Origin of the sequence: Flagellimonas taeanensis, from assembly GCF_003584105.1 — a bacterium.
Taxonomy (GTDB): domain Bacteria; phylum Bacteroidota; class Bacteroidia; order Flavobacteriales; family Flavobacteriaceae; genus Flagellimonas; species Flagellimonas taeanensis.
The window spans coordinates 234,267-256,471 of sequence record NZ_QXFO01000024.1 but is presented as its reverse complement, the minus strand read 5'-3'; the positions used below and the strand labels follow the sequence as shown (position 1 = coordinate 256,471).

Annotated in this window: 22 protein-coding genes; 13 read left to right on the top strand and 9 right to left on the bottom strand. The window is 46.2% G+C overall.

What is annotated here, in order from left to right; translation table 11 throughout:
* Nucleotides 1–148: 148 nt before the first annotated feature.
* Together D2V93_RS13235 and D2V93_RS13230 are read right to left on the bottom strand one after the other, a co-directional pair.
* Nucleotides 149–1,177 (bottom strand): RluA family pseudouridine synthase, encoded by a 1,029-nt coding sequence (locus D2V93_RS13235; RefSeq protein WP_072879563.1) that lies wholly within the window; start codon nucleotides 1,175–1,177, stop codon nucleotides 149–151.
* A gap of 2 nt (nucleotides 1,178–1,179) precedes the next feature.
* On the bottom strand, nucleotides 1,180–1,767 hold the full coding sequence (locus D2V93_RS13230; protein ID WP_072879561.1) for a PASTA domain-containing protein: 588 nt from the start codon (nucleotides 1,765–1,767) through the stop codon (nucleotides 1,180–1,182).
* 80 nt (nucleotides 1,768–1,847) lie between these two features.
* On the opposite strand from D2V93_RS13230, the gene D2V93_RS13225 reads away from it, so the two are divergent.
* From D2V93_RS13225 to D2V93_RS13205, 5 genes are all read left to right on the top strand, one after another.
* Entirely contained in the window at nucleotides 1,848–2,822 is a 975-nt protein-coding gene (locus tag D2V93_RS13225; RefSeq protein ID WP_119617983.1) for a D-alanine--D-alanine ligase, read from the top strand.
* A gap of 32 nt (nucleotides 2,823–2,854) precedes the next feature.
* Complete coding sequence (gene coaD / locus D2V93_RS13220; protein ID WP_119617982.1) at nucleotides 2,855–3,313, top strand: pantetheine-phosphate adenylyltransferase; 459 nt, start codon at nucleotides 2,855–2,857, stop codon at nucleotides 3,311–3,313.
* A gap of 223 nt (nucleotides 3,314–3,536) precedes the next feature.
* Complete coding sequence (locus D2V93_RS13215; RefSeq protein ID WP_245978026.1) at nucleotides 3,537–5,330, top strand: PAS domain-containing sensor histidine kinase; 1,794 nt, start codon at nucleotides 3,537–3,539, stop codon at nucleotides 5,328–5,330.
* Nucleotides 5,314–5,727 (top strand): response regulator, encoded by a 414-nt coding sequence (locus D2V93_RS13210; protein WP_072879553.1) that lies wholly within the window; start codon nucleotides 5,314–5,316, stop codon nucleotides 5,725–5,727. Before D2V93_RS13215 ends, D2V93_RS13210 begins: the two co-directional genes overlap by 17 nt.
* Nucleotides 5,728–5,804: 77 nt before the next feature.
* Nucleotides 5,805–7,580, top strand: coding sequence for a M14 family metallopeptidase (locus tag D2V93_RS13205; protein WP_119617980.1), 1,776 nt, complete (start codon nucleotides 5,805–5,807; stop codon nucleotides 7,578–7,580).
* Here the strand turns inward: D2V93_RS13205 and D2V93_RS13200 are convergent.
* Nucleotides 7,570–8,169 carry an NUDIX hydrolase gene (locus D2V93_RS13200; protein ID WP_119617979.1) on the bottom strand — a complete coding sequence of 200 codons (600 nt, stop codon included), beginning with the start codon at nucleotides 8,167–8,169 and terminating at the stop codon, nucleotides 7,570–7,572. The two genes, D2V93_RS13205 and D2V93_RS13200, sit on opposite strands and share 11 nt — an antisense overlap.
* Before the next feature lie 7 nt (nucleotides 8,170–8,176).
* Between D2V93_RS13200 and pyrE the strand changes: the two genes are divergently transcribed.
* A complete protein-coding gene (pyrE, locus tag D2V93_RS13195; RefSeq protein WP_072879547.1) occupies nucleotides 8,177–8,815 on the top strand; it encodes an orotate phosphoribosyltransferase in 639 nt (212 codons plus the stop codon).
* A gap of 9 nt (nucleotides 8,816–8,824) precedes the next feature.
* On the top strand, nucleotides 8,825–9,217 hold the full coding sequence (locus D2V93_RS13190; RefSeq protein ID WP_119617978.1) for an SRPBCC family protein: 393 nt from the start codon (nucleotides 8,825–8,827) through the stop codon (nucleotides 9,215–9,217).
* Between the two features lie 103 nt (nucleotides 9,218–9,320).
* Here the strand turns inward: D2V93_RS13190 and D2V93_RS13185 are convergent, their stop codons facing one another.
* On the bottom strand, nucleotides 9,321–10,067 hold the full coding sequence (locus D2V93_RS13185) for a biotin--[acetyl-CoA-carboxylase] ligase (protein WP_119617977.1): 747 nt from the start codon (nucleotides 10,065–10,067) through the stop codon (nucleotides 9,321–9,323).
* A gap of 82 nt (nucleotides 10,068–10,149) precedes the next feature.
* Between D2V93_RS13185 and rsfS the strand changes: the two genes are divergently transcribed.
* Genes rsfS through D2V93_RS13155 form a run of 6 tightly spaced genes read left to right on the top strand, consistent with a single transcriptional unit; the run spans nucleotide 10,150 to nucleotide 14,861 of the window.
* Nucleotides 10,150–10,527, top strand: coding sequence for a ribosome silencing factor (gene rsfS / locus D2V93_RS13180; protein WP_072879541.1), 378 nt, complete (start codon nucleotides 10,150–10,152; stop codon nucleotides 10,525–10,527).
* A gap of 5 nt (nucleotides 10,528–10,532) precedes the next feature.
* A complete protein-coding gene (gene ftsH, locus D2V93_RS13175; RefSeq protein ID WP_119617976.1) occupies nucleotides 10,533–12,494 on the top strand; it encodes an ATP-dependent zinc metalloprotease FtsH in 1,962 nt (653 codons plus the stop codon).
* 40 nt (nucleotides 12,495–12,534) lie between these two features.
* Entirely contained in the window at nucleotides 12,535–13,143 is a 609-nt protein-coding gene (locus D2V93_RS13170) for an LUD domain-containing protein (protein ID WP_119617975.1), read from the top strand.
* Between the two features lie 3 nt (nucleotides 13,144–13,146).
* On the top strand, nucleotides 13,147–13,950 hold the full coding sequence (locus tag D2V93_RS13165; RefSeq protein WP_072879535.1) for a phosphatidate cytidylyltransferase: 804 nt from the start codon (nucleotides 13,147–13,149) through the stop codon (nucleotides 13,948–13,950).
* Complete coding sequence (locus D2V93_RS13160; protein WP_119617974.1) at nucleotides 13,940–14,605, top strand: phosphatidylserine decarboxylase family protein; 666 nt, start codon at nucleotides 13,940–13,942, stop codon at nucleotides 14,603–14,605. Before D2V93_RS13165 ends, D2V93_RS13160 begins: the two co-directional genes overlap by 11 nt.
* A complete protein-coding gene (locus D2V93_RS13155; protein WP_072879533.1) occupies nucleotides 14,598–14,861 on the top strand; it encodes an acyl-CoA-binding protein in 264 nt (87 codons plus the stop codon). The genes D2V93_RS13160 and D2V93_RS13155 overlap by 8 nt, the downstream gene beginning before the upstream one ends.
* Here D2V93_RS13155 and D2V93_RS13150 read toward each other — a convergent pair.
* The 5 genes from D2V93_RS13150 to D2V93_RS13130 all read right to left on the bottom strand — a co-directional run bounded on the left by D2V93_RS13150 (nucleotide 14,858) and on the right by D2V93_RS13130 (nucleotide 22,189).
* Entirely contained in the window at nucleotides 14,858–16,126 is a 1,269-nt protein-coding gene (locus D2V93_RS13150) for a sterol desaturase family protein (protein ID WP_119617973.1), read from the bottom strand. The two genes, D2V93_RS13155 and D2V93_RS13150, sit on opposite strands and share 4 nt — an antisense overlap.
* Before the next feature lie 53 nt (nucleotides 16,127–16,179).
* Nucleotides 16,180–17,013, bottom strand: coding sequence for a sugar phosphate nucleotidyltransferase (locus D2V93_RS13145; RefSeq protein WP_119617972.1), 834 nt, complete (start codon nucleotides 17,011–17,013; stop codon nucleotides 16,180–16,182).
* A 5-nt stretch (nucleotides 17,014–17,018) separates the two neighbouring features.
* The gene (locus D2V93_RS13140; RefSeq protein ID WP_119617971.1) at nucleotides 17,019–18,071 is read right to left on the bottom strand and encodes a GHMP family kinase ATP-binding protein; all 1,053 of its coding nucleotides are present in this window, start codon (nucleotides 18,069–18,071) and stop codon (nucleotides 17,019–17,021) included.
* A 7-nt stretch (nucleotides 18,072–18,078) separates the two neighbouring features.
* Nucleotides 18,079–19,467, bottom strand: a complete 1,389-nt coding sequence (locus D2V93_RS13135; RefSeq protein ID WP_119617970.1) for a Gfo/Idh/MocA family protein — start codon at nucleotides 19,465–19,467, stop codon at nucleotides 18,079–18,081.
* A 97-nt stretch (nucleotides 19,468–19,564) separates the two neighbouring features.
* Nucleotides 19,565–22,189: a valine--tRNA ligase gene (locus D2V93_RS13130; RefSeq protein ID WP_119617969.1), complete on the bottom strand. Its 2,625-nt coding sequence runs from the start codon at nucleotides 22,187–22,189 to the stop codon at nucleotides 19,565–19,567.
* Between the last annotated feature and the right edge of the window lie 16 nt (nucleotides 22,190–22,205).

Below are 22,205 nucleotides of genomic sequence, written 5' to 3'. Positions count from 1 at the left end.
GTTTTTAAAACTCGCCTGAACATTTTGATGGGCATCAAGAATGGTCATGGCTCATTCCATATACCTCAATTTTTGGTAAAAATAATGAAGGATTGGATTTAATGGAAAGATACGCAAAAGGTGTTTTCAATCTTAAGATTGAAAGAAACTATGATTCGTGGTGTTTGGCATATCCGCGCCATTTTTCGATACAGTTGACCATGTCTTCCGGCAATTCGGTGTTGAACCGCATGAACTCTCCCGTCACGGGATGTTCAAAGCCCAGGGTCTTGGCGTGCAATGCCTGTCTGGGCAATACCTTGAAGGCGTTTTCCACAAACTGCTTGTACTTGGTAAAAGTGGTCCCTTTCAATATCTTTTCCCCACCGTAGCGTTCATCATTGAAAAGCGTATGCCCAATATATTTCATGTGTACCCGTATCTGGTGGGTCCTGCCCGTTTCCAATCGACACGAGATCAGGGTAACATAGCCAAACCGCTCCAGCACCTTGTAATGGGTCACGGCTTCCTTGCCATCCTCCCCATTGGGATAGACCATCATCTGCAAACGGTTCTTGGGGTTTCGCCCAATGTGCCCCTCAACAGTTCCTTCGTCTTCTTCCACATTGCCCCAGACCAGTGCCACGTATTCCCGTTCGCTGCTCTTGTCAAAAAATTGCTGTGCCAAATGGGTCATGGCCCTTTCCGTTTTGGCGATGACCAACAATCCCGAAGTGTCCTTATCGATACGGTGGACCAATCCCGGCCTTTCCGAGCTATTGTTGGGCAGGTTTTCAAAATGGTACACCAATGCATTGATAAGTGTACCTGAATAATTGCCATGCCCCGGATGGACCACCATACCTGCCGGCTTGTTCACCACCAAAAGGGAATCGTCCTCATAGACAATATCCAATGGAATGTTCTCTGGGGTCAACAGAAATTCATAGGGAGGGTGCTCGAACATGACCTTTACCTCATCCCCGGCTTTTACCTTATAGTTTTGCTTTACTGTGGTGCCGTTGACCCAGATATGGCCCTGCTTGGCCGCCTGTTGGATCTTGTTACGGGTGGCATTCTCTATAAAGTTCATCAAGAATTTGTCCACACGGAGTGGTTCCTGCCCTTTGGAGGCCACGAACCTGTAATGCTCAAAAAGTTCGTCTTGGGAGAGTTCTTGGTTGTCCTCGATATCCATGATTATTGGGAATCTGCCTGTACACGTGCACTTTCGGGTATGGTCCCGTTCCCACAGATCAGTTCGATCCTGGAAGTCTTGGGCAACTTGTCACCTGGCTTTACGTATTTCCCTTTGAACTTCATATTGTAGACCATGTCCTTGCCCAGTTGGTCTATGTAGGTCACCCGTTCCACGTCCAATCCCACGGCTCTGAGCATAGCCGTTGCGTTGCGTTGGGTGACTTGGATGATATCGGGTACGCTCACTTTTTTGTACCCGGATGGGTTCACCGTAAAATAAATTTTCCTATTGGACTTTACCTTGTTGCCCGCGGGTGGGTTCTGGTCCAAAATGGAAAATCTCGGATAATCGGGATTGTATTCGGACGAGTCTAGCACCTGATAGCGCAACCCTGCTTCCTCAACTGCTTTTCGCATTTCTGCGACCGACATTTTTGAAAAATCCGGAACCTCTACAAACTCACCGTGGTTGGTCGTGCCTTTGAGCCATTGCAAGGTGGCAAAAACAATCACAACTATGGCCACCACGGCCAGTCCCAACTGGATGAGGAACGTTTTACTTTTCAAGAACTCCAAAAAATTTTTCATGCAGAAAACCTTATCGGAACAAATATAGGAAAGCCTTCCCTTTTTTCTTTACTTTGGCAAAGCGATATTTTGAAAAGCAGATGAAAAAGAACATTGCCATTATTATGGGCGGCCACTCCAGTGAATACAATATTTCCATCAAGAGCGGCAACGTGGTGCACAAATTTTTGGATGCCCAAAAATACAATACCTACCGAATCGTGATCAGTAGGGAAAAATGGGTCTATCTTGACGCTTCCAACGAAGAGTTCCCAGTGGACAAGGCAGATTTCAGCATCCGACCCAATGGCACTAAAATCCATTTTGACTGTGTTTTCAATGCCATCCACGGCACTCCAGGTGAGGATGGATTGTTGCAGGCCTATTTTGAACTGCTGGGCATTCCCCATACCTCCTGCAACCATTACGAATCGGCCCTCACCTTTAACAAAAGGGACTTGCTGAGCACGTTGAAACCCTATGGTGTGCCCTGCGCCACTTCCTATTACCTGAACAAGGGGCAGGCCGTGGACGAGGCGGCCATTGTGGAAAAAGTGGGACTCCCTTGTTTTGTAAAGGCCAATCGGTCCGGCAGCAGCTACGGGATTTCCAAAGTGTACCAAAAGGATGAACTGGCGGGGGCCATAGACGCGGCTTTCAAAGAGGACAGCCAAGTGATCATTGAATCTTTTTTGGATGGTACCGAAGTATCCGTGGGCGTGATCACCTACAAGGGCGAAGTGACCGTATTGCCCATTACCGAAATAGTCTCCGAGAACGATTTTTTTGATTTTGAGGCCAAGTACATGGGAAAATCACAGGAAATCACACCAGCCCGCATATCGGCCGCACAGGAGACCAACGTGAGGAAATTGGCAGAGTTCATCTATAGGACCTTGGGACTGAAAGGCTTTACGCGAAGTGAATTCATCTTTATCGGGGATGTGCCCCATCTTTTGGAGGTCAACACCACACCGGGACTTACTGAAGAGAGCTTACTGCCCCAACAGGCCGGCGTGTCAGGGATTTCCTTGGAAACCTTGTTTGATAGTGCCATTGAAGAGGCCTTACGATAGAAAACCGTATTTTTGGATAAAACCTTTCAACCATGAGACGTGCAGTGTTCCCCGGTTCCTTTGACCCCCTTACCCTAGGGCATTACGACATCATAAAAAGGGGTGTTACGCTCTTTGATGAGTTGGTGATCGCCATTGGAATCAATGCCGACAAAAAATACATGTTCTCTTTGGAGGAACGCACGAAGTTCATAGAGGAAGCCTTCAAGGACGAACCCAAGATCAAGGTGATGACCTATGAGGGCATGACCGTGGATTTCTGTAAAAAAATAGGGGCGACCTTTATTCTGAGGGGGCTTCGCAACCCTGCCGATTTTGAGTTTGAGAAGGCCATAGCGCACACTAATCGAAAACTGTCCGAAATAGAGACCGTGTTCTTGTTGACATCATCAGGAAAATCCTACATAAGCTCCTCCATAGTAAGGGACGTTATTCGCAACGGGGGAGATTACACAGGTTTGGTTCCCGACACTGTTGTGGCCAATTTCTGATATTTCCATCCCGCACTTTCTTTCTTTTCATATTGTTGTCCGGAAAATTTGCCACAATTATTGACATTTGTCAAGAAAACAACATTTTTCGACCCTTTCACAACAATAAATGAGTAAGCTGATGCAATACACTTACATTGGTCAGAAATTTCTTAATAGCATAAAGTTTCCCTAACACCCCCGAGTTTTGAAAGCAGTCGAGAGAATTGCCCAACATTACTTATTGAAACAGTTACCCAAAGCCACGGCCCTTGTGGCATTGGATGGCACGGTAGTGGATGCCTCCGATTCATGGCTGGATGTTTTTGGGGTCAATCCAAAAGACTGTTCGGAGGTCAATATCTTTCACCTCTACGGAGAAAGTGGTCTACTGAAACAAAAGTTGCAAGAGAGCAAATCATTTTCCTTCAGGCACGGTATCGAAAATAAAATGGAGGAGAATTGGTTCGAGAGCACCTTTGCCCCATGGTTCGATGAAAAGGAAAATGTGATTGGGTCCATTATACAGACCGATGATATTTCCCGTGAGGTGGAAAAGGAAATGGAGCTTGAAAAGACCAACAACATACTAAAGATCAAATCCGAGGTGTCCCAAGTAGGTTGTTGGGAGTATACCCTAGCCACAGAGGAGCTTTTCTGGTGCGACGAGACCAAAAAAATCCACAATGTGCCCCTATCCTATAAACCAAATGTGGCAGATGCCATTGCCTTTTACAAACAGGGGTACAGCCGCAACAAAATATCGATGCTGTTCCACAGTGCCATCAATGAAGGGACACCCTTCAATAAAAAATTGACCATCATTACCCAAAACGGGCAAGAAAAATGGGTGAGTGCCACTGGAAAACCTATTCGCGAGAACGGAAAGATCGTTAAATTGCTCGGGACCTTTCAGGACATCAACGAACAAGTCACTTCAGAAACCCGGATAAAGCACCACCAACAATTACTGACCGCCCTCATTGATAACCTACCGTTGAACGTGTTCGTCAAGGATTTGGATTCCAGAAAGATATTGGTGAACAAGGCCGAATGCGACTATTTGGGAAAAAGTACCAAGGAACTCATTGGCAAAACCGATTTTGACCTGTACGAAAAGGAAGTCGCAAAAATATCACGGGAAGAAGACCTTGAGGTCATCAGAACCTTAAAGCCAATGTTGGGAAAGGAGACCATCAACATCAAGAAAGATGGAAAAATCACTAATTTCCTTACATCCAAGATACCCCTCTTCGACCTGGAAGGAAAGATCAGTGGTCTTATAGGCATAGGCATGGACATTACCGCCATGAAGAAAAAGGAGGATCAGTTGAGAAATTTGATCAACATCACCTCTGTCCAGAACAAAAAACTCATCAATTTTGCCCATATCGTATCGCACAACCTGCGCTCGCACTCGGCAAACTTTTCCATGTTGTTGAAATTTTTGTCCGAAGAACAGAACGAAGCAGAAAAGGCCCATATCATGAACATGCTCAACCAGGCATCCGACAGTTTGTTGGAGACCTTGGAAAACCTCAACCAAGTAGTGGACATCAACACCAATGTGACCCTGAGCAAACAACCGCTCAACTTGAACGAAAGCATTGATAAAGTGCGAAAAAACCTTTCCGCTTTCCTGGAGAAGAACAAAGTGAAGATCATCAACAACATCCCACAGGATATGATCGTGTGGAGCGTTCCCGCCTACTTGGACAGCATCATCCTGAACTTGGTGACCAATGCGGTAAAATACAGCAGCCCCGAAAGAAGCCCTGTCATCACCATGGATGCAAAAAAAAGGGACAAAACATTAATTTTCAGCGTATCGGACAATGGTCTGGGAATAGACCTTGAGAGATACGGCGATAAAATATTTGGGATGTACAAAACGTTCCATAATAGGAAGGACGCCAAAGGCATCGGCCTTTACATCATAAAGAACCAGATAGAGGCCATGGGCGGAAGTATAACAGTTAACAGTGAAGTGGACAAAGGCGCTACCTTCAACGTATATTTCAATGAAGAAAGTAAGTAGTATTTTTATTGTGGACGATGACCCTATAACCGTATTTGGCATCAAAAAGGTATTGAAACCTGTGGCCATTTGCGATGATGTGCAAATTTTCCAGAACGGCAAGGAAGCCTTTGATGCCCTTAAGGAAAGGACAGAGCACGAACAGAGCATCCCCGAGGTGATTTTTTTGGACATCAACATGCCCATCATGGACGGTTGGGACTTTCTGGAAGAATTGATAGGCCTGGACATCAAGGAGCGCATTATCATCAACATGATCACCTCTTCCATTGATCCCCTTGACTACCAAAAGTGGAACGAGTTCAAGGACAAGTGTCCACATACCCTCAATTTTAAGAACAAGCCCATATTCAAAATTGAGACCAGCGATTTGGACAACATCGATATGGCCTCATAAGCAGATAATTCGTTATTTTTGGGACTGCAAAAAGGTCAATTTCTTTTTGGCTCTACTTATAACAAATACGTGGCACCTTGAAACACATCCTCTTTTTTACAGTCCTGCTCCTATTCTTATCCTGTGAGACCAAAACACAGAACAAGGAAACCTCATACCAGACCATTTACGAAGCATCGGGTGAGAAAGAGACCGCCACCTATGCAGAAACCATCGATTTCTACATAAGATTGGCGCGTGACTTTCCACAGATAAACATACATACCATTGGAAAAACGGACAGTGGGCAACCTTTGCACATGGTGACCTTCAATCCGGATGGGGACTTCAATTTTGAGAATATCAGAAAAGAAAAATCGATCATCCTCATCAACAACGGCATACACCCTGGGGAAAGCGATGGCATCGATGCCACCATGATGCTCTACAGGGACCTGGCCACCAAGAATGTACCGGCACCGGAAAAAACGGTATTGGTCACCATACCCATCTACAACATTGGAGGGGCACTCAATAGGAACTCGACCACCAGGGCCAACCAAAATGGGCCTTTGGAATATGGCTTCCGGGGAAATGCCCTCAACTATGACCTGAACAGGGACTTCATCAAAATGGACTCCAAGAACGCCAAGACCTTCGCGGACATCTTCCATTTGGTAAAGCCCGATGTATTCATAGACAACCATGTGAGCAATGGTGCCGATTACCAATACATACTGACCCATTTGTTCACCCAGCACAACAAATTGGGCGGAGATCTTGGGGAATATCTCTACAATTCTTTCATGCCCGGTATAGAAAAATCGTTGGCGGAAAAAGATTGGGACATTACGCCCTATGTCAACGTTTTCAACATGCCTCCAGAATTCGGGTTTAGCCAATTTATAGACCATCCCAGATATTCCACTGGCTATACCACACTTTGGAGCACCTTGGGACTGATGGTGGAAACCCACATGCTGAAACCTTACAAACAAAGGGTGGATGGCACATACGAGATCATGGAAAGCTTGATCGCCGTGGTGGAAAAAGAACATGAAAACATAAAGAACCTGCGCAAGGAGACCTTGGAAAAAAACTTGGACCTTGCCGAATATTACCTGAACTGGCAGGTGGACACCACGCAAAGTTCCACACTCCAGTTTAAAGGATACGAAGCAGAACGGTTTACGAGCGAGGTGACCGGACTTCCACGGTTAAAATATGACCGAACAAGACCCTTCACCAAAGAAGTGGTATATCAGGACCAATATTACCCCACCGACACTGTTCCCGTTCCCGATGCCTACATCATAAGGCAAAGCCAACAAAAGGTGATGGAGAGATTGGATGCCAACAAGATCCAATATTTCAAATTGGACAAGGACACTACGCTCACCGTGGAGACCTACACCATATTGGAATACGATACCCGAAACACTCCATATGAGGGCCATTACCTGCACTACAATACCAAAGTTGAAAAAACGACCAAAAAAGTCACTTTTAAACCAGGAGATTTTGTAGTCCCCACCCGTCAACCGGGCATAAGGTACCTTTTGGAAACCTTGGAACCACATGCCGTGGACTCCTTTTTCAACTGGAACTTCTTTGACACCTTCCTTCAGCAGAAAGAAGGTTTTTCGCCCTATGTCTTTGAAGATGTTGCCTTGGAGATGCTACAGAAAGATTCCATTCTGCGCCAAAATTTTGAGACCAAAAAGAAACTGGACCTCAATTTTGCGAACAACTGGTACGCACAACTGGATTGGATTTTCCAACGTTCCGTGCATCTGGAGGAAGCCTATCTCTCCTACCCCGTGTACAGGGTGGCAAAGGGCAGTGAGGCTTCTGGCATATTGGCTAGGAAATAAATGGATCGTCAAACAATATCCTGATATTGTTGTATGAATTTTTAAGGGCCTTCGCTGCTTTTTCAGGGCCTTTCCATTTCACCTTTTTGATACCTTCGGCCTTCTCGGCGACCAATTTCCCATTGTAGTCAGTGGACATCAAAAACCAATGGGTCTGTTTCAATTGGTATTCCCCATTCCGTTTGAAAACATGGTAGGTGGTGCGCAGAAATTTTTCAATCACCAAGCCTTTCACCCCGGTCTCCTCTTCTACTTCACGGATAGCGGCATTTTCAATGGATTCCCCTTTGTCCACCTTTCCCTTGGGCAGGTCCCATTTTCCATTTCGATGGATGAAAAGCACCTTTCCCTTTGGGTTCACCACGAAACCACCACCTGCGACCACCACAGGTATCTTGTGCATGAAAAGTTTGAGTATCCTATCCCCATCCGGATGGTACAGGTAGGCCTTTTTCAATTTTTTTTTGGACAAAAGCTCAATGGCCTCCATTATGGAATCCCCATCCATGGAGAACAGGTTGCCGTTGGACTTTTCTGGGCGCTCGTTTGTTAAGATCAGTGGGGACTCATTAACAAAAACTTCATACATTTGCGCAATGGTTTTAGATAAGGGAATTGCTAAAAAGACAGCAGAGCTGCTTTTACAAATTAATGCAATAAAGTTGGAACCCGAAAATCCCTTTACATGGGCATCTGGGTGGAAATCCCCAATTTATTGCGACAACAGGATTATGCTCTCCTACCCGGAAATCCGGAATTTTGTGAGAGAGGAAATGGCCAAACAAGTGGAAAACCTCTACGGAAAGCCCGACGTCATCGCCGGTGTGGCCACAGGTGCCATCGGAATAGGTATTTTGGTGGCCGAAGCCTTAGGACTTCCCTTCATCTATGTGAGGCCCGAACCCAAATCCCATGGGCGTCAAAACCAAATTGAAGGCCAATTTGAATCCGGCCAATCCGTTGTGGTCATCGAAGACCTCATCAGCACCGGAAAAAGTAGCCTCAATGCCGTTAAGGCCCTTAAAGACCAAAATGCCAAAGTGAAGGGCATGTTGGCCATATTCACTTATGGCTTCCCTGTGGCCACCACCAATTTTGAACAGGAAGGTGTGGAACTGCACACCCTCTCCGACTACGAACACTTGGTGGAACAGGCCTCCGAGACCCATTACATCAAAGAATCACAACTGAAGACCCTGTTGGAGTGGAGATCCAATCCACAGGAATGGAAATAAACGAACACCATGCACATAGAGACCTCCAAAAAGAAAGTATCCAAGAACGATAAGGACATATTTGACTTCCTCACGGACATCAAAAACTTTGAGACCCTGATGCCAGACAACATCGACAAGTTTGAGGTTCTGGATGAAAACACCTTCAAATTTGCCCTAAAGGGCATGCCGGAAATCGTTCTTAGGTTGAAGGAGCAAAGCCCCAACAACAAAGTGGTCTTGGGCGCTGCCAGTGATAAACTGCCCTTTACCCTGACTGCGGACATTACCTCTTTGGGTGAAAATGAAAGTGAGGTCGGATTGAGTTTCGAAGGTCAGTTCAATGCCATGATGGCCATGATGATCAAATCGCCCATCACCAATTTCATGGAGACCCTTTCCAAAAACTTGGGCAAAATGTAATAGAAGTTGAAGGCAGATCAGTGACATCTGACAGTGTTTCATTCAAGTTCAAACATCAAGTTCAAAAAAGGGAAGTGCCAAGTCCCTGAAACCAAACAACAATTCAGTAGAGCAAAGTCACCTCCTTCAGGTCAAATTCCTTGAAGATTCGATCTTCAAGTTCCACAACGAGCTTGCCCGTGGATGATACCCCACGGATGAATCCCATGAACAGTTCGCCATCGGCATCGGTAAAAGTGGAAGGTTTGTCCTTCCTGAACAGATGTTTTTCATAGCTTGGCAAAAGTTGGGCCATCGTTTTCCCTTCCATAACATCCAAATGCCCCTGTAATTTTTCCAGGATTTGGTTCAGAAGTCCGTCCAGATCATAAAAATGGCCAGTAATGGATTTTAGGGAGGCCGCCCTGTCCAGATTTTCAAAACGTTCTTGGTTCACGTTCAGCCCAATCCCAATGATCGAATGTTGCACCCACTGCCCTTTTAGGGCATTCTCGATCAAAATGCCGCAGATTTTAAAGGAACCTGACATAATGTCGTTGGGCCATTTCACCTTCAAATTGGGTATTTCATACGCCTCCAAAGCATCGCAGACCGCTAATGACACCCCTATGTTCAACAAAAACTGCTGCTCTGCCCGCAACGAATCAAAGCACTTTAAAACACTGAATGTCAAATTTTTACCTCCTTCAGATTCCCAAGCAGAACCCATCTGTCCCCTACCCTTAAGTTGTTTGGTGGCCACTATGGTAGTGTAATCTTCCAATGGGCCGGAAGACTGTAACAGTTCCTTTAAGAATACGTTCGTGGAATCCGTGGCATCAAGTTTGATTATCCGAGTATGTTCTCCCAATGTGGTACGCCTTATCGATTTGTTAAAAACTAAGGCTAAGAAAACAAAAAAAATATAACTTTGTAAAAACTAAAATTTTTGAATGCAGAAAACGAAAGCCAGCGCAGATGAACTGATTGCCTTGATTTTGCACGGGATAGAAGACGTAAAGGGGGTTGATATCAATCTACTGGACCTAAGGGAAATCGAAAACACAGTTTGTGACTACTTCATAATCTGCAACGGTACTTCCAACACGCATGTCAATGCAATTGTTTCCTCTATCCAAAAAACCGTAAGCAAGGCCATCCAAGACAAGCCTTGGCACATTGAAGGTTCCGAAAACGCAGAATGGGTATTGATGGACTATGTAAATGTGGTGGTTCATGTATTTCAAAAACACATCAGGGAATTCTACGACATTGAAGGACTTTGGGGAGATGCCAAGGTAACGATGGTGGAGAGCAGCTACAATTCTTAAAAAAAATGGCAAAAGAAAACAATCCAAATACCCCTAAGAAACCCCGTTTCAGTTCGTGGTGGATATACGGCGTGGTCATCGCCCTGATCATAGGCTTCCAGTTCTTTGGAGGAAGTAGTTTCTCCAGTACCGAGAAAACCACGACTTCAGAACTACAGGAATTTTTACGCAATGGTGACATCTCCAAGATCGTCATCATCACTAATACCCGACAGGCCAAGGTGTATCTCACCGAAGAGGCCCTCAACAAAGATGTGCACAAGGGTGTGGCCAAAAAACCCCTTTTCCCTTCCTCCAGTTTAATGCCACAGTATATCCTGGACTATGGGGACCTACAGATTTTCCAGAACGAGATCACGGAGATCAAGAAAGAGAACAACCTGGACACCATTGTGGAATTCGACACCGAATCCAATGTCCTGGGCGATCTATTGCTGTCCTTGTTACCTTTTGCGCTGATTATTGCCATTTGGATCTATTTGATGCGTAGGATGTCAGGAGGTGCCGGGGGAGGTGCCGGAGGACAGATCTTCAACATCGGAAAATCCAAGGCCAAACTATTTGATGAAAAGACCGATACCCGCACATCCTTTAAGGATGTGGCTGGATTGGAGGGTGCCAAGGAAGAAGTGCAAGAGATTGTGGAATTCCTTAAAAACCCTGATAAATACACCTCTCTCGGAGGAAAAATACCCAAGGGAGCCCTTTTGGTAGGACCTCCGGGAACAGGTAAGACCCTTTTGGCCAAGGCCGTGGCCGGAGAGGCCAAAGTGCCCTTCTTCTCACTGTCCGGTTCCGATTTCGTGGAAATGTTCGTGGGTGTTGGTGCCTCTAGGGTACGTGACCTCTTCAAACAGGCCAAGGACAAGTCACCTGCCATCATCTTCATTGATGAGATAGATGCCATTGGACGTGCCAGGGGCAAGAACAACTTTACAGGCTCCAACGATGAGCGCGAGAACACCTTGAACCAATTGCTCACCGAGATGGATGGTTTCGGAACCAATACCAACGTCATCGTATTGGCCGCCACCAACCGTGCCGATGTATTGGACAAAGCCTTGATGCGTGCCGGACGTTTTGACCGTCAGATTTATGTGGACCTTCCCGATCTAAACGAAAGAAAAGAGATTTTTGAGGTGCACTTGCGCCCCATCAAGACCGCGGAGACATTGGACTTGGACTTTTTGGCCAAACAGACCCCAGGTTTCTCAGGTGCTGACATCGCCAACGTATGTAACGAGGCTGCCCTTATTGCTGCCCGTAAAGAGAAAAAGGCGGTGACCAAGCAGGATTTCCTCGACGCCGTGGACAGGATTGTCGGTGGTTTGGAGAAAAAGAACAAAATCATTACCCCCGAAGAGAAAAAGACCATTGCATACCACGAAGCCGGTCACGCCACCGTAAGCTGGATGTTGGAGCATGCCGCACCTTTGGTGAAGGTCACCATAGTTCCACGCGGACAATCGTTGGGAGCAGCTTGGTACCTACCCGAAGAGCGCTTGATCGTTCGTCCGGAACAGATGTTGGACGAAATGTGTGCCACCATGGGAGGAAGGGCCGCTGAGAAGGTCATCTTCGATAAGATTTCCACAGGAGCTTTGAGCGATTTGGAAAAAGTGACCAAACAGGCCAGGGCCATGGTCACCATATATGGTCTCAACGACAAACTGGGGAACATTACCTATTACGATTCATCCGGCCAGAACGAATATGGGTTTACCAAGCCATATAGCGAGGAGACCGCCCAACGGATCGATCAGGAAATTTCCAAAATGATAGAAGAGCAATACCAAAGAGCCATTAAATTATTGGCCGACAATAAGGACAAACTTACCGAGCTTGCTGACAGGCTTTTGGAAAAAGAAGTTATCTTTAAGGACGATTTGGAAAAGATTTTTGGCAGAAGGCCTTTTGAAAAAGAGGAGGAGAAACTGGAACCTGCCGATAAGCTGGACGATCAATAGCGTTCAAACTGAAATAGGAAAAATGCACTCGATACGTTAAATGGGAGTTTTTAAGAAGATTTTCGGAGGAGGAAAAAAGGTTTCCAAGGAAACTTTGGAAACCCGTGGAGACCATATGCCCGATCTGAAAATTCCCATTGACGAAAAGTTTACGATCTATTTCAAGAAAAACGGGGGCAAGTTCATCTATTGCGAGGATTTTTCAGAAATATCCGAAGCGTTGAAAAATATCATTTCGGAGAACGACTGGCAAAACCATATGCTTTACTCCCTCAATCCCAGACTGGAGAGCCGCTTTGCCTCAGAAAAACTTGAATTTACCGACAAAAGGCAGGAAAGTGATATTTTCTTCACCACCTGCGAACACCTTGTCGCCCACAACGGCTCCATTTTGGTGTGCTCCAACCAGATCAAGGAAAAGAAATTGGACGAACTCCCCTCCAACTTGATCGTGTTTGCCACCACCAGTCAGTTGGTGGACTCCATCAGCGGGGCACTCAAGATCATCAAGGAAAAATATAGAAAAGATATTCCCAACAATATCACCACACTAAAGCATTTTCAACCCACACCGGAGAACAAGGACGATTTCCTTTCCTATGGAAGTGCCTCAAAAAATGTCTATCTTTTACTCCTGGAAGACTACTAGTACATGAAAGAAATTTTAAGGCGCTCCATAACGGGGGTCATCTATGTGGTGCTTCTCTTGGGAGCGGTTTTTTTAAGTTCGGATGCCTTTGACTTCCTCTTCATGGCTTTTGGACTGGCTTGCCTGTACGAATTCAAACGGATCGTAAAGCTTAAGGGATACTATATCTTTATAGCCTATCTGGCGTTGTGGTGGATATTCATTTATCTTGTTCGGGACGGTGCACTGGTTACCCTTCTCATGCTACTGACCATAACGGTGGACTTGGCGCTTCTCGCCTTTCTTTTCTCCAAAAGACCAAGAGAGTTCACTGAGCTCCAAAAATTCATCATTGCCGTTTTCTACATTGGTGGCGGATGTATCTTCCTGACTATGATCCCCTATAAGGATGATGCCTTTGCCCAATTTTTGATCATGGGTATCTTTATCCTGATCTGGGTCAACGATACTTTTGCCTATTTGGTGGGGAGGGCCTTGGGCAGAACAAAATTGTTCCCTGCAGTTTCCCCAAAAAAAACCATTGAAGGTTCTGTAGGAGGTCTTATTTTTGCACTGGTGGCCGCATACATCCTATCTTGGTACGAAACCAAACTTAGTTTAATGGAATGGATGGCAATGGCCACCCTGATCGTGGTTGCGGGAAGCCTTGGCGATTTATTGGAATCCAAATTCAAACGTATGGCGGGAGTGAAGGACAGTGGTGCCATCCTTCCCGGTCATGGTGGGGTTTGGGACCGATTGGACAGCTTGGTGTTTGCTTCACCATTTGCATATTTGATACTTAATATTTTCTCCTATGTTTCATAAAGAGGGTCAAAAAATAGTCATTTTTACTTTTTTTCTTGTGGTCGCCGCCATATTCGCCGCACAGTATTTGATAGATGTGGAATGGGCCCGGTTCACCATACAGATTGCCGCCCTTTTTATCCTGATCGCCATCCTCCAGTTTTTCAGGAACCCCAAAAGACCCGTGACACCCAACTTTGATGAGATCTTGGCACCTGTGGACGGCAAGGTCGTGGTCATAGAGGAAGTGGACGAACCTGAATATTTTAAGGAACGGAGAAGACAGGTCTCCATTTTCATGTCACCCGTAAACGTGCATGTCACCCGATACCCAGCCAGCGGGACCGTAACCTATTCCAAATACCATCCTGGGAAATATTTGGTGGCCTGGCACCCCAAATCCAGTACCGAGAACGAACGTACCACTGTAGTTCTACATACCCCTAAATTCGGCGAGATCGGGTACCGACAGATTGCCGGTGCCATGGCGAGGCGTATTGTCAATTATGCGGAAGAGGGCGAACAAGTAACGCAGGGTGAAGATGCCGGCTTCATCAAGTTTGGATCAAGGGTAGATCTTTTATTGCCCTTGAATTGCAACATCACCGTAAAACTGAACCAAAAAGTGACCGGGGCCAAAACCTGTATTGCATCTGTAAGAAGAGAAGATGATTGACGAAGCTTTACATAAAAAATTTGATGAGGCAGTGGCCTTTGTAAACGACTACACCGAGCCCTTGCCCGCGGATCTTCTATTGAAACTGTATGCCTACTTCAAGATTGCCAACCGAAATTTTGACAATCCAGGCAGCAGGACACCATTGATCAATGCCTTTAAGGCCAATGCATTGTTTCAAGCAAAGAACATGGGCCGAAAAGAGGCCATGGAAAAATACATTGAACTTGTCAATTCGGAAATAAGGACACTTTAAGACGCCAAATTGGTCGCCTCATATGGCCTTTCAAAATAGGTGAAATAGACCCCACCAAAAATGGTGATCAAAAAATAGATTGCCACTGAATAACTGGCCATTGGCAAAAAAGAATCGATCCCGAACCAATCCTTGGTGAAGAAAATCAAGGCCAGCCCCGCCACTCCCCGGAACACTTCGATCCAGACAGCATATTTTTTTCGGTCCATCAAGGTCGTGTACCCATAGACCCCGACAAAAACAAAGCCCCCGAACAGCAAAAGTCCATCAAAACCTATATTGGAATAGTTGTAGAACATAAAGAGCATCAGAACTGTGGTCAATATTAATTGGAACAATGCATATGCCTTGAGCGAGTTGGATGCTTCAGGCCTGTATTTCTCGAAATTATAGACATCCTCAATGATTTCCACCGGATGGGATTCCTTCACATCCGCAGGTCGCCACCCAGTGGGCATGAACCAAATCCTCAGTTTGTCCCAATAACTCTTGGTCCGCCATGCATCCTTCATAAGTCGCCACAAATGCTGAAAATTGATGATGATGGGATTCCACGTGTTGGCAGGTTTCAAGACACCATATTGGGGCGGTACCTCATCCAACTCCTCCTGGAATGTTCCGAACATCCTGTCCCAAATGCAAAATATCTGCCCTAGGTTCTTGTCGATGTATTCCTTGTTGATGGCATGATGAACCCGATGCTGCGAAGGGGTAACGATCACGTACTCCAACCATCCCATTTTTCCGATATGTTGGGTATGGTACCAAAACTGGGCAAAAAGATGGATGGGCGCCAAAACAGCGATGACCTCATGCGGAACTCCAAGAAGAGCAGCAGGGATCAACAGCAGCGCATAATAGCCCAAAAGATTGGAAATGGGCTGCCGAAGGGCACAGGCCAGATTGAATTCTTCACTGCTGTGGTGAATGACATGCTGGTTCCAGAAAAAATTGATGTGGTGGCTGAGCCGATGGTTCCAATACCCCGCAAAATCAAGCACTATGAAGGCCACCACCCAGACCAGCCAACTTGCCTTGATCTCGGTAAGCGCCAAATGTTCCAATAAAAATGGATAGCTGACCAAGACGAGTACAAGCCCCAAAGAATCTTTTACCACATTGGTCAATCCAGAGCTGAGGCTGCTCACGGTATCCATCAAGTTGTGCTTCTGGTTTTTCACAAAACGGCCGTAGAGCACTTCGAAAAGTACCAGACCTATAAAAAAGGGAGTGGCATATAACAATGCCGTTGCATACGATTCCATTCCAAAAGTTTAAAATTTTACTCGCTGCAAGTATGGGGCTGTGCACCATGAAGTTACTCCAAATTTTTGAATAATTGGATATCGTTGGCATCGGTCAGGTCCGGAATGTGTTCCAAACGTGGAATACAGAGCACACTTTGTGGGTCGTCCACCACCAAATTGCCTACAGCCTTGGGCAACTCCTTCTCGTCCCGGACCGGATCTAGGGGACAATTTTGCAAATAGGGATAGATGTCCGTGCCGTAAAAACTGAAAATGTTCATACTCACCCTGAGTTCCCCTGTATCATCCATATAATTGGGAATCTCCTGTGCGGACGGTTTTTCAATAATTTTCTTCAAAAAACCATCTTCGGAAATATCCATGACCGCAAATTTCGAGATACGCTCGTCCGTAAACTCAAATCCGGAACTGGCATAGCTGATAAGTGCATTGGCTGCTTTTCTTTCACCCCTCAAATCTTTGAGGGCCCCTACGGAATACAAATTGTCCCCGTTGCAGACCGTGAAAGTGGAATTTTTGAGCACTGGATATTGGTCCAAACATTGCTGAAGTGCATCCGCCGTGCCCAAGGGCTTTTCCCTTTCCCCGGGGACTTGTTGAATGGCTATGAACACCTGCAGTCCAGATGGCAAACCACCTTCGTCCACTAGGTTTTTGAAAGCCTTATTCCCAGGACTGGTGATCAAATAGAGGTTTTCATAACCCGCCTCCTTGGCATTCCTGACCAGATAAAACAAAAAAGGCTTTCCGTTTTTTCCAACGGGAATAAGGCTTTTATGCGGAATGTGATCCATCACACCCTTGTTTTCCCGATCTGATGACAGACTTCTTTTCATTCGGGACGAAGCCCCTCCTACCATGATCACCAAACTATTGTTTTCCATCTTCGTTATGCTGTTATTTCAACTTCGTACACTGCTTTGGCACCGGCATTCAGAAACGCTTCCCGTACTTTTTCCTTGACATCGCCAGTGACCATGGCCACCATACAGCCACCACCGCCAGAACCTATGGTTTTTGCCCCAATGGCCCCTGCCCTTCTGGCTGCTTCCATCATCCGCACCATTTCAGCGGGAGTATTCTGGATCTGTTCCTGAAGGATTTTTTGGTGACTGTTCATCAAATCCCCCAATTTTTGAAGGTCGGGCAGTTCCTTTTGCAACTCCTCCTTGGCTTCGAGGGTGATTTGATAGTTATGGATGGCCGCATACCAATGGTCCTGAAATTCATTGGGAACCGATTCCAGGTATTTTTGATAATCGCCCAACACAGATTCCTTCAAAACAAATTCGGGATGGCTCCTTTTCACGGCATCGACCGCGTTTTGGGCATAGACACGGGCATTCTTGAGCACTTCGAGGGTCTTTTTGGCCAAGCCCGATTCCGCCACCAGCAATTGTCCCATGTTCCCCACCAACCGTTCACTTTTTCCACTTTCTGTATCGATGTAGAGCAAACCGCGCTGCGCAATGGTATATTGGTCCATCAATCCGCCTGGGGAATCGAAGAAAACTACTTCGGCTTCATAGGCCCATCTACCTACTTGAAAATCGGTTGTTTCATCCAATTTAACATTGATGGCCACCAAAAAACGAATCCAGGCCACCAACAAGGCCGAGGAACTGGAAAGACCTGCATTTACCGGAATATTCCCCGAGATTTCGACGGTATAGCCTTGCCTGTAACGAAACCCTTCATTCTTCAAAACGGCCATGGCCGAACGGAAAAAATCACCGGGCCGGACATTTTTTAGGTCATCGTCCAAGGCAATGAAGTCTTCTTCTCCCAGATCAAGGAGTTTCAGAACAAATTTTCCTTCGGCATTGGGCCGGGCCGTTATGTTGATATATCGATCTATGGCACCTGCAATTACCGGAAGTCCCAAATAATCTTGATGGTCCCCATAAAAGCAGATACGTGCCGGAACTTGTATTTGAATCATGTGATGGTCAGCTTATAATGTCCAAGGGCACGGTTTCTTTCCAGCTGCCCCTTGTAAAATCAGGAAAGGGTTGTGGAGCGCCCCCACTGGCCACGGAGCGTTCACTCAATGGCGAAACGGCACTCCAGAGACAACCTTCATAGACGTTTTGGTCCAAGGGAAGTCCTTTTTGGAGGCATTCCACGATACGATAGACCATAATCCCATCCATTCCGCCATGTCCACTGCCCTTGGCAGCTTCATTCAACCTTTTGTATAGTGGGTGATCGTATTTCTCATATAATTTTTCCAATTGCTCGCCCTGCACCCAAGAATGATGGTCCTTGGTCAACCCCTCAACGCCTCCTTCAAGTGCGACACGGGTCGGAAATCCGGCCAATGTACCTTTGGTACCCTGGATCAAGTTCAATCTGGAATAGGGTCTGGGACTGGTTTCGTCCCATTGCACCATAATGGTCCTTCCCAAATTCGTTTTGATGATGGAAGTGTTCAAATCCCCACCCTTGAACTCCAATTGGTTCCATTTATGGTCTTTTGGATAGTTCTTTTCCGCATAGAGCTCCCGGCCCCTTGATGGGGTGGAGAAGGAAACTAGACTGCCAAAGGTATCCTCTCCTCGGGCCAAATTCATGTATTGGGCAACAGGTCCCAAGCCGTGGGTCGGATATAGGTTCCCATTTCTTTTGGCATAATGATGGGTGCGCCAAGAACCGGTTCCCCTTTCCTGTTCTTCCATCTGCCACCGCAATTCATGGATATAGGCGGCCTCACCATGTAAAATCTCACCGATCACCCCTTGCCGGCACATGTTCAAAAACATGAGTTCATCACGACTGTAGTTCACGTTTTCCAACATCATACAATGTTTTTGGGTACGCTCACTGGTGTCCACAATGTCCCACATTTCCTGGATGGTCAATGCGATGGGAACCTCCACAAAGGCATGGGCACCCTGCTCCATGGCTCCGATGGCCATAGGGGCATGGTTCACCCAGTTGGTGGCAATGAAGACCACATCTGGCCGTACCTCCTGCAACATTTTTCGCCATTGGTTTTCATCCCCCCAATATTGCGCTATGTTTTTATGCTTGTTTGACCCGCCTGCTTCTTTTACCCACTGCGTCTTTTCCTTTACTAAATCTTCGTAGAGGTCACAAATGGCAACAACTTCCGTACCTTCCAAGGCTGCAAAGAACTTGGCGTGAGTACCTCCCCTGGCCCCTACCCCTATGAAGGCGGCACGGACCTTGGCAATCTTTGGAGCGGAAAAACCGCCCATATAGGCTGATGAAATGGGTCTTTCGGATGCTGCACGCAAATAATTGGGTGCAATCGCCACAGCTGCAGCCGTTAAGGAAGTTTTTTGAATAAAACTTCTTCTATTGAGGTTTTTCATGGGCAATAAAGGGTGTTGGTTCTAATCCATTCCAAAGTAAAAAAAATAAAAAGGGAAGCTGGCTTCCCTTTTCAAAAATCGTACAAATAACCAAAGGTTATTGTAAACTGGCCAAGCTTTTTTCCAAAGTCTCTATCTTGGCCTCGGCATCGGCAGCTTTTTTTCGTTCGATGGCCACCACCTGTTCAGGCGCATTGTTCACAAAGCGTTCGTTGCTCAATTTCCCTTGCACCGATTTCAAAAAGCCTTTAGTATAATTAAGTTCTTCCTTGATTTTTGCAATCTCCGCCTCCACATCGATGGCCCCACTGATGGGAATGAAATACTCGTTGCTCTTCACCCTAAAGGTCAGTGCACCATCCAAACTGGCGTTTGCAACCTCAAATTTGGACAGGTTCCCCAACTTCCGAATAATGGCATCCATTTGATTGTCCACTCCTTCCGTGTTCATCATGAAAAGTTCCAAGGCATCTTTTTGGGGAATGCTCTTTTCCTTTCGGATGGTCCTTATACCAGAGATCACCTCGGCAGCGAAATCAAATCCGTTGATGAGTGTTATATCCACTTTACCAGGTTTTGGCCATTGGGACACAATCAACGCTTCTTCCGGGGTTCGCTCCGCAATGTGTTGCCAGACTTCTTCGGTCAAAAATGGCATGAATGGGTGCAGCAGCTTCAAATTTTCTTCAAATAGCTGTATGACCGCATCAAATGTTGCCCTATCGATGGGCTTCTGGTAATCCGGTTTCACAATTTCCAACAACCAGGAACAGAAATCGTCCCATACCAATTTATAGATGGCCATCAGGGCATCGGAAATGCGATATTTGGAAAAATGGTCCTCTATTTCCACCAACGTTTGGTCAAACTTGGCCCTGTACCAATCCACTCCTACTTTTGCTGCTTCAGGTTGTGGAATATCGGCAACCTCCCATCCTCTTATCAACCGGAAAGCGTTCCAAATCTTGTTGGCAAAGTTGGAACCTTGTTGGCAAAGTGCCTCATCGAACAACAGATCGTTGCCCGCGGCTGAGCTCAAGAGCAGTCCCACACGAACGCCGTCGGCCCCAAAATCCTCGATTAATTTTAACGCATCGGGCGAATTTCCCAACGATTTGGACATTTTCCTGCGTTGTTTGTCCCGAACCAATCCGGTCAGGTATACATTTTCAAATGGTCGTTTTCCGCGGTACTCATATCCGGCCATGATCATACGGGCCACCCAGAAAAACAAGATATCGGGGCCAGTGACCAGATCGTTGGTCGGGTAATAATAGTCCACCTCTTCATTGTCCGGTTCCAAAATGCCACCAAACACGCTGATGGGCCACAGCCATGAGGAAAACCAAGTGTCGAGTACGTCTGGGTCCTGGCGTAGGTCCGATTGTTGGACTGCTGGATTTTTGGATTGCGCTAGTTTAAGTGCTTCTTCAGGCGTTTCAGCAACCACAAAATCATCCTTCCCATCGCCATAATAGTAAGCCGGAATCTGCTGTCCCCACCACAACTGGCGCGAAATGTTCCAATCACGGATATTTTCCATCCAATGGCGATAAGTGTTGTCAAATTTGGATGGATATAGTTTGATATCATTCGTTTCCAGCACACCTTCGAGGGCCGGTTTGGCCAATTCTTCCATTTTCAGGAACCATTGATCGGATAGTCGGGGCTCAATGACCGCTTTGGTCCGTTCCGAAGTGCCCACTTTGTTCATGTGCTGCTCCACTTTGACCAAATAGCCTTTTTCTTCCAACTCCTTCGCAATTTCCTTTCGGACCACAAAACGATCCTTTCCTTCGTAGTGAAGTCCAAAGGAGTTGAGGCTCGCATCTTCATTGAAAATATCGATGACCTCCAAATTGTGTTTGTCCCCAAGGTTTTTATCATTCTCATCGTGGGCCGGGGTCACTTTAAGGCACCCGGTCCCGAATTCCATATCCACATAGTCATCCTCAATGATGGGAATCACACGACCACAGATGGGCACAATGGCCTTTTTGCCGCGGAGGTGATGATATCTTTCGTCATTGGGGTTGATGCATATCGCGGTATCACCCAAAATGGTCTCCGGGCGGGTGGTCGCAATGGTCACTTTTTCGTCGGAACCTTCTATGGTATAGGCCAAATAATACAGATTTCCCTGTCTTTCCTCATAGATGACCTCTTCATCGGACAAGGTGGTCTTGGCCTCTGGATCCCAATTCACCATTCGGTACCCCCTGTAAACCAACCCTTTATTGTACAAATCCACAAAAACTTTGATTACCGAGGCTGACATATCGTCATCCATGGTGAACTTGGTTCGGTCCCAATCACAAGAACAACCTAACTTTTTCAACTGCTGAAGAATAACACCACCATACTGGTTTGTCCAGTCCCAGGCATGTTTTAGGAATTCATCCCTGGATAGGTTGGCTTTGTTGATGCCCTCATCCTTTAATTTGGCGACCACTTTGGCCTCCGTGGCAATGGAAGCGTGGTCCATTCCTGGCACCCAACAGGCATTTTTGCCCAAAAGTCTTGCTCTTCGTATCAAAACATCTTGGATGGTATTGTTGAGCATATGTCCCATGTGCAGTACCCCGGTCACGTTTGGTGGGGGAATCACGATGGTATAGGGCTCCCTTTCATCTGGTTTTGAACTAAAATATCCATGCTCCGTCCAGTAGGCATACCAGTGCCCTTCAACCCTTTGGGGTTCATATTTTGATGGAATCTCCATTTTTCGGTACAGTTTT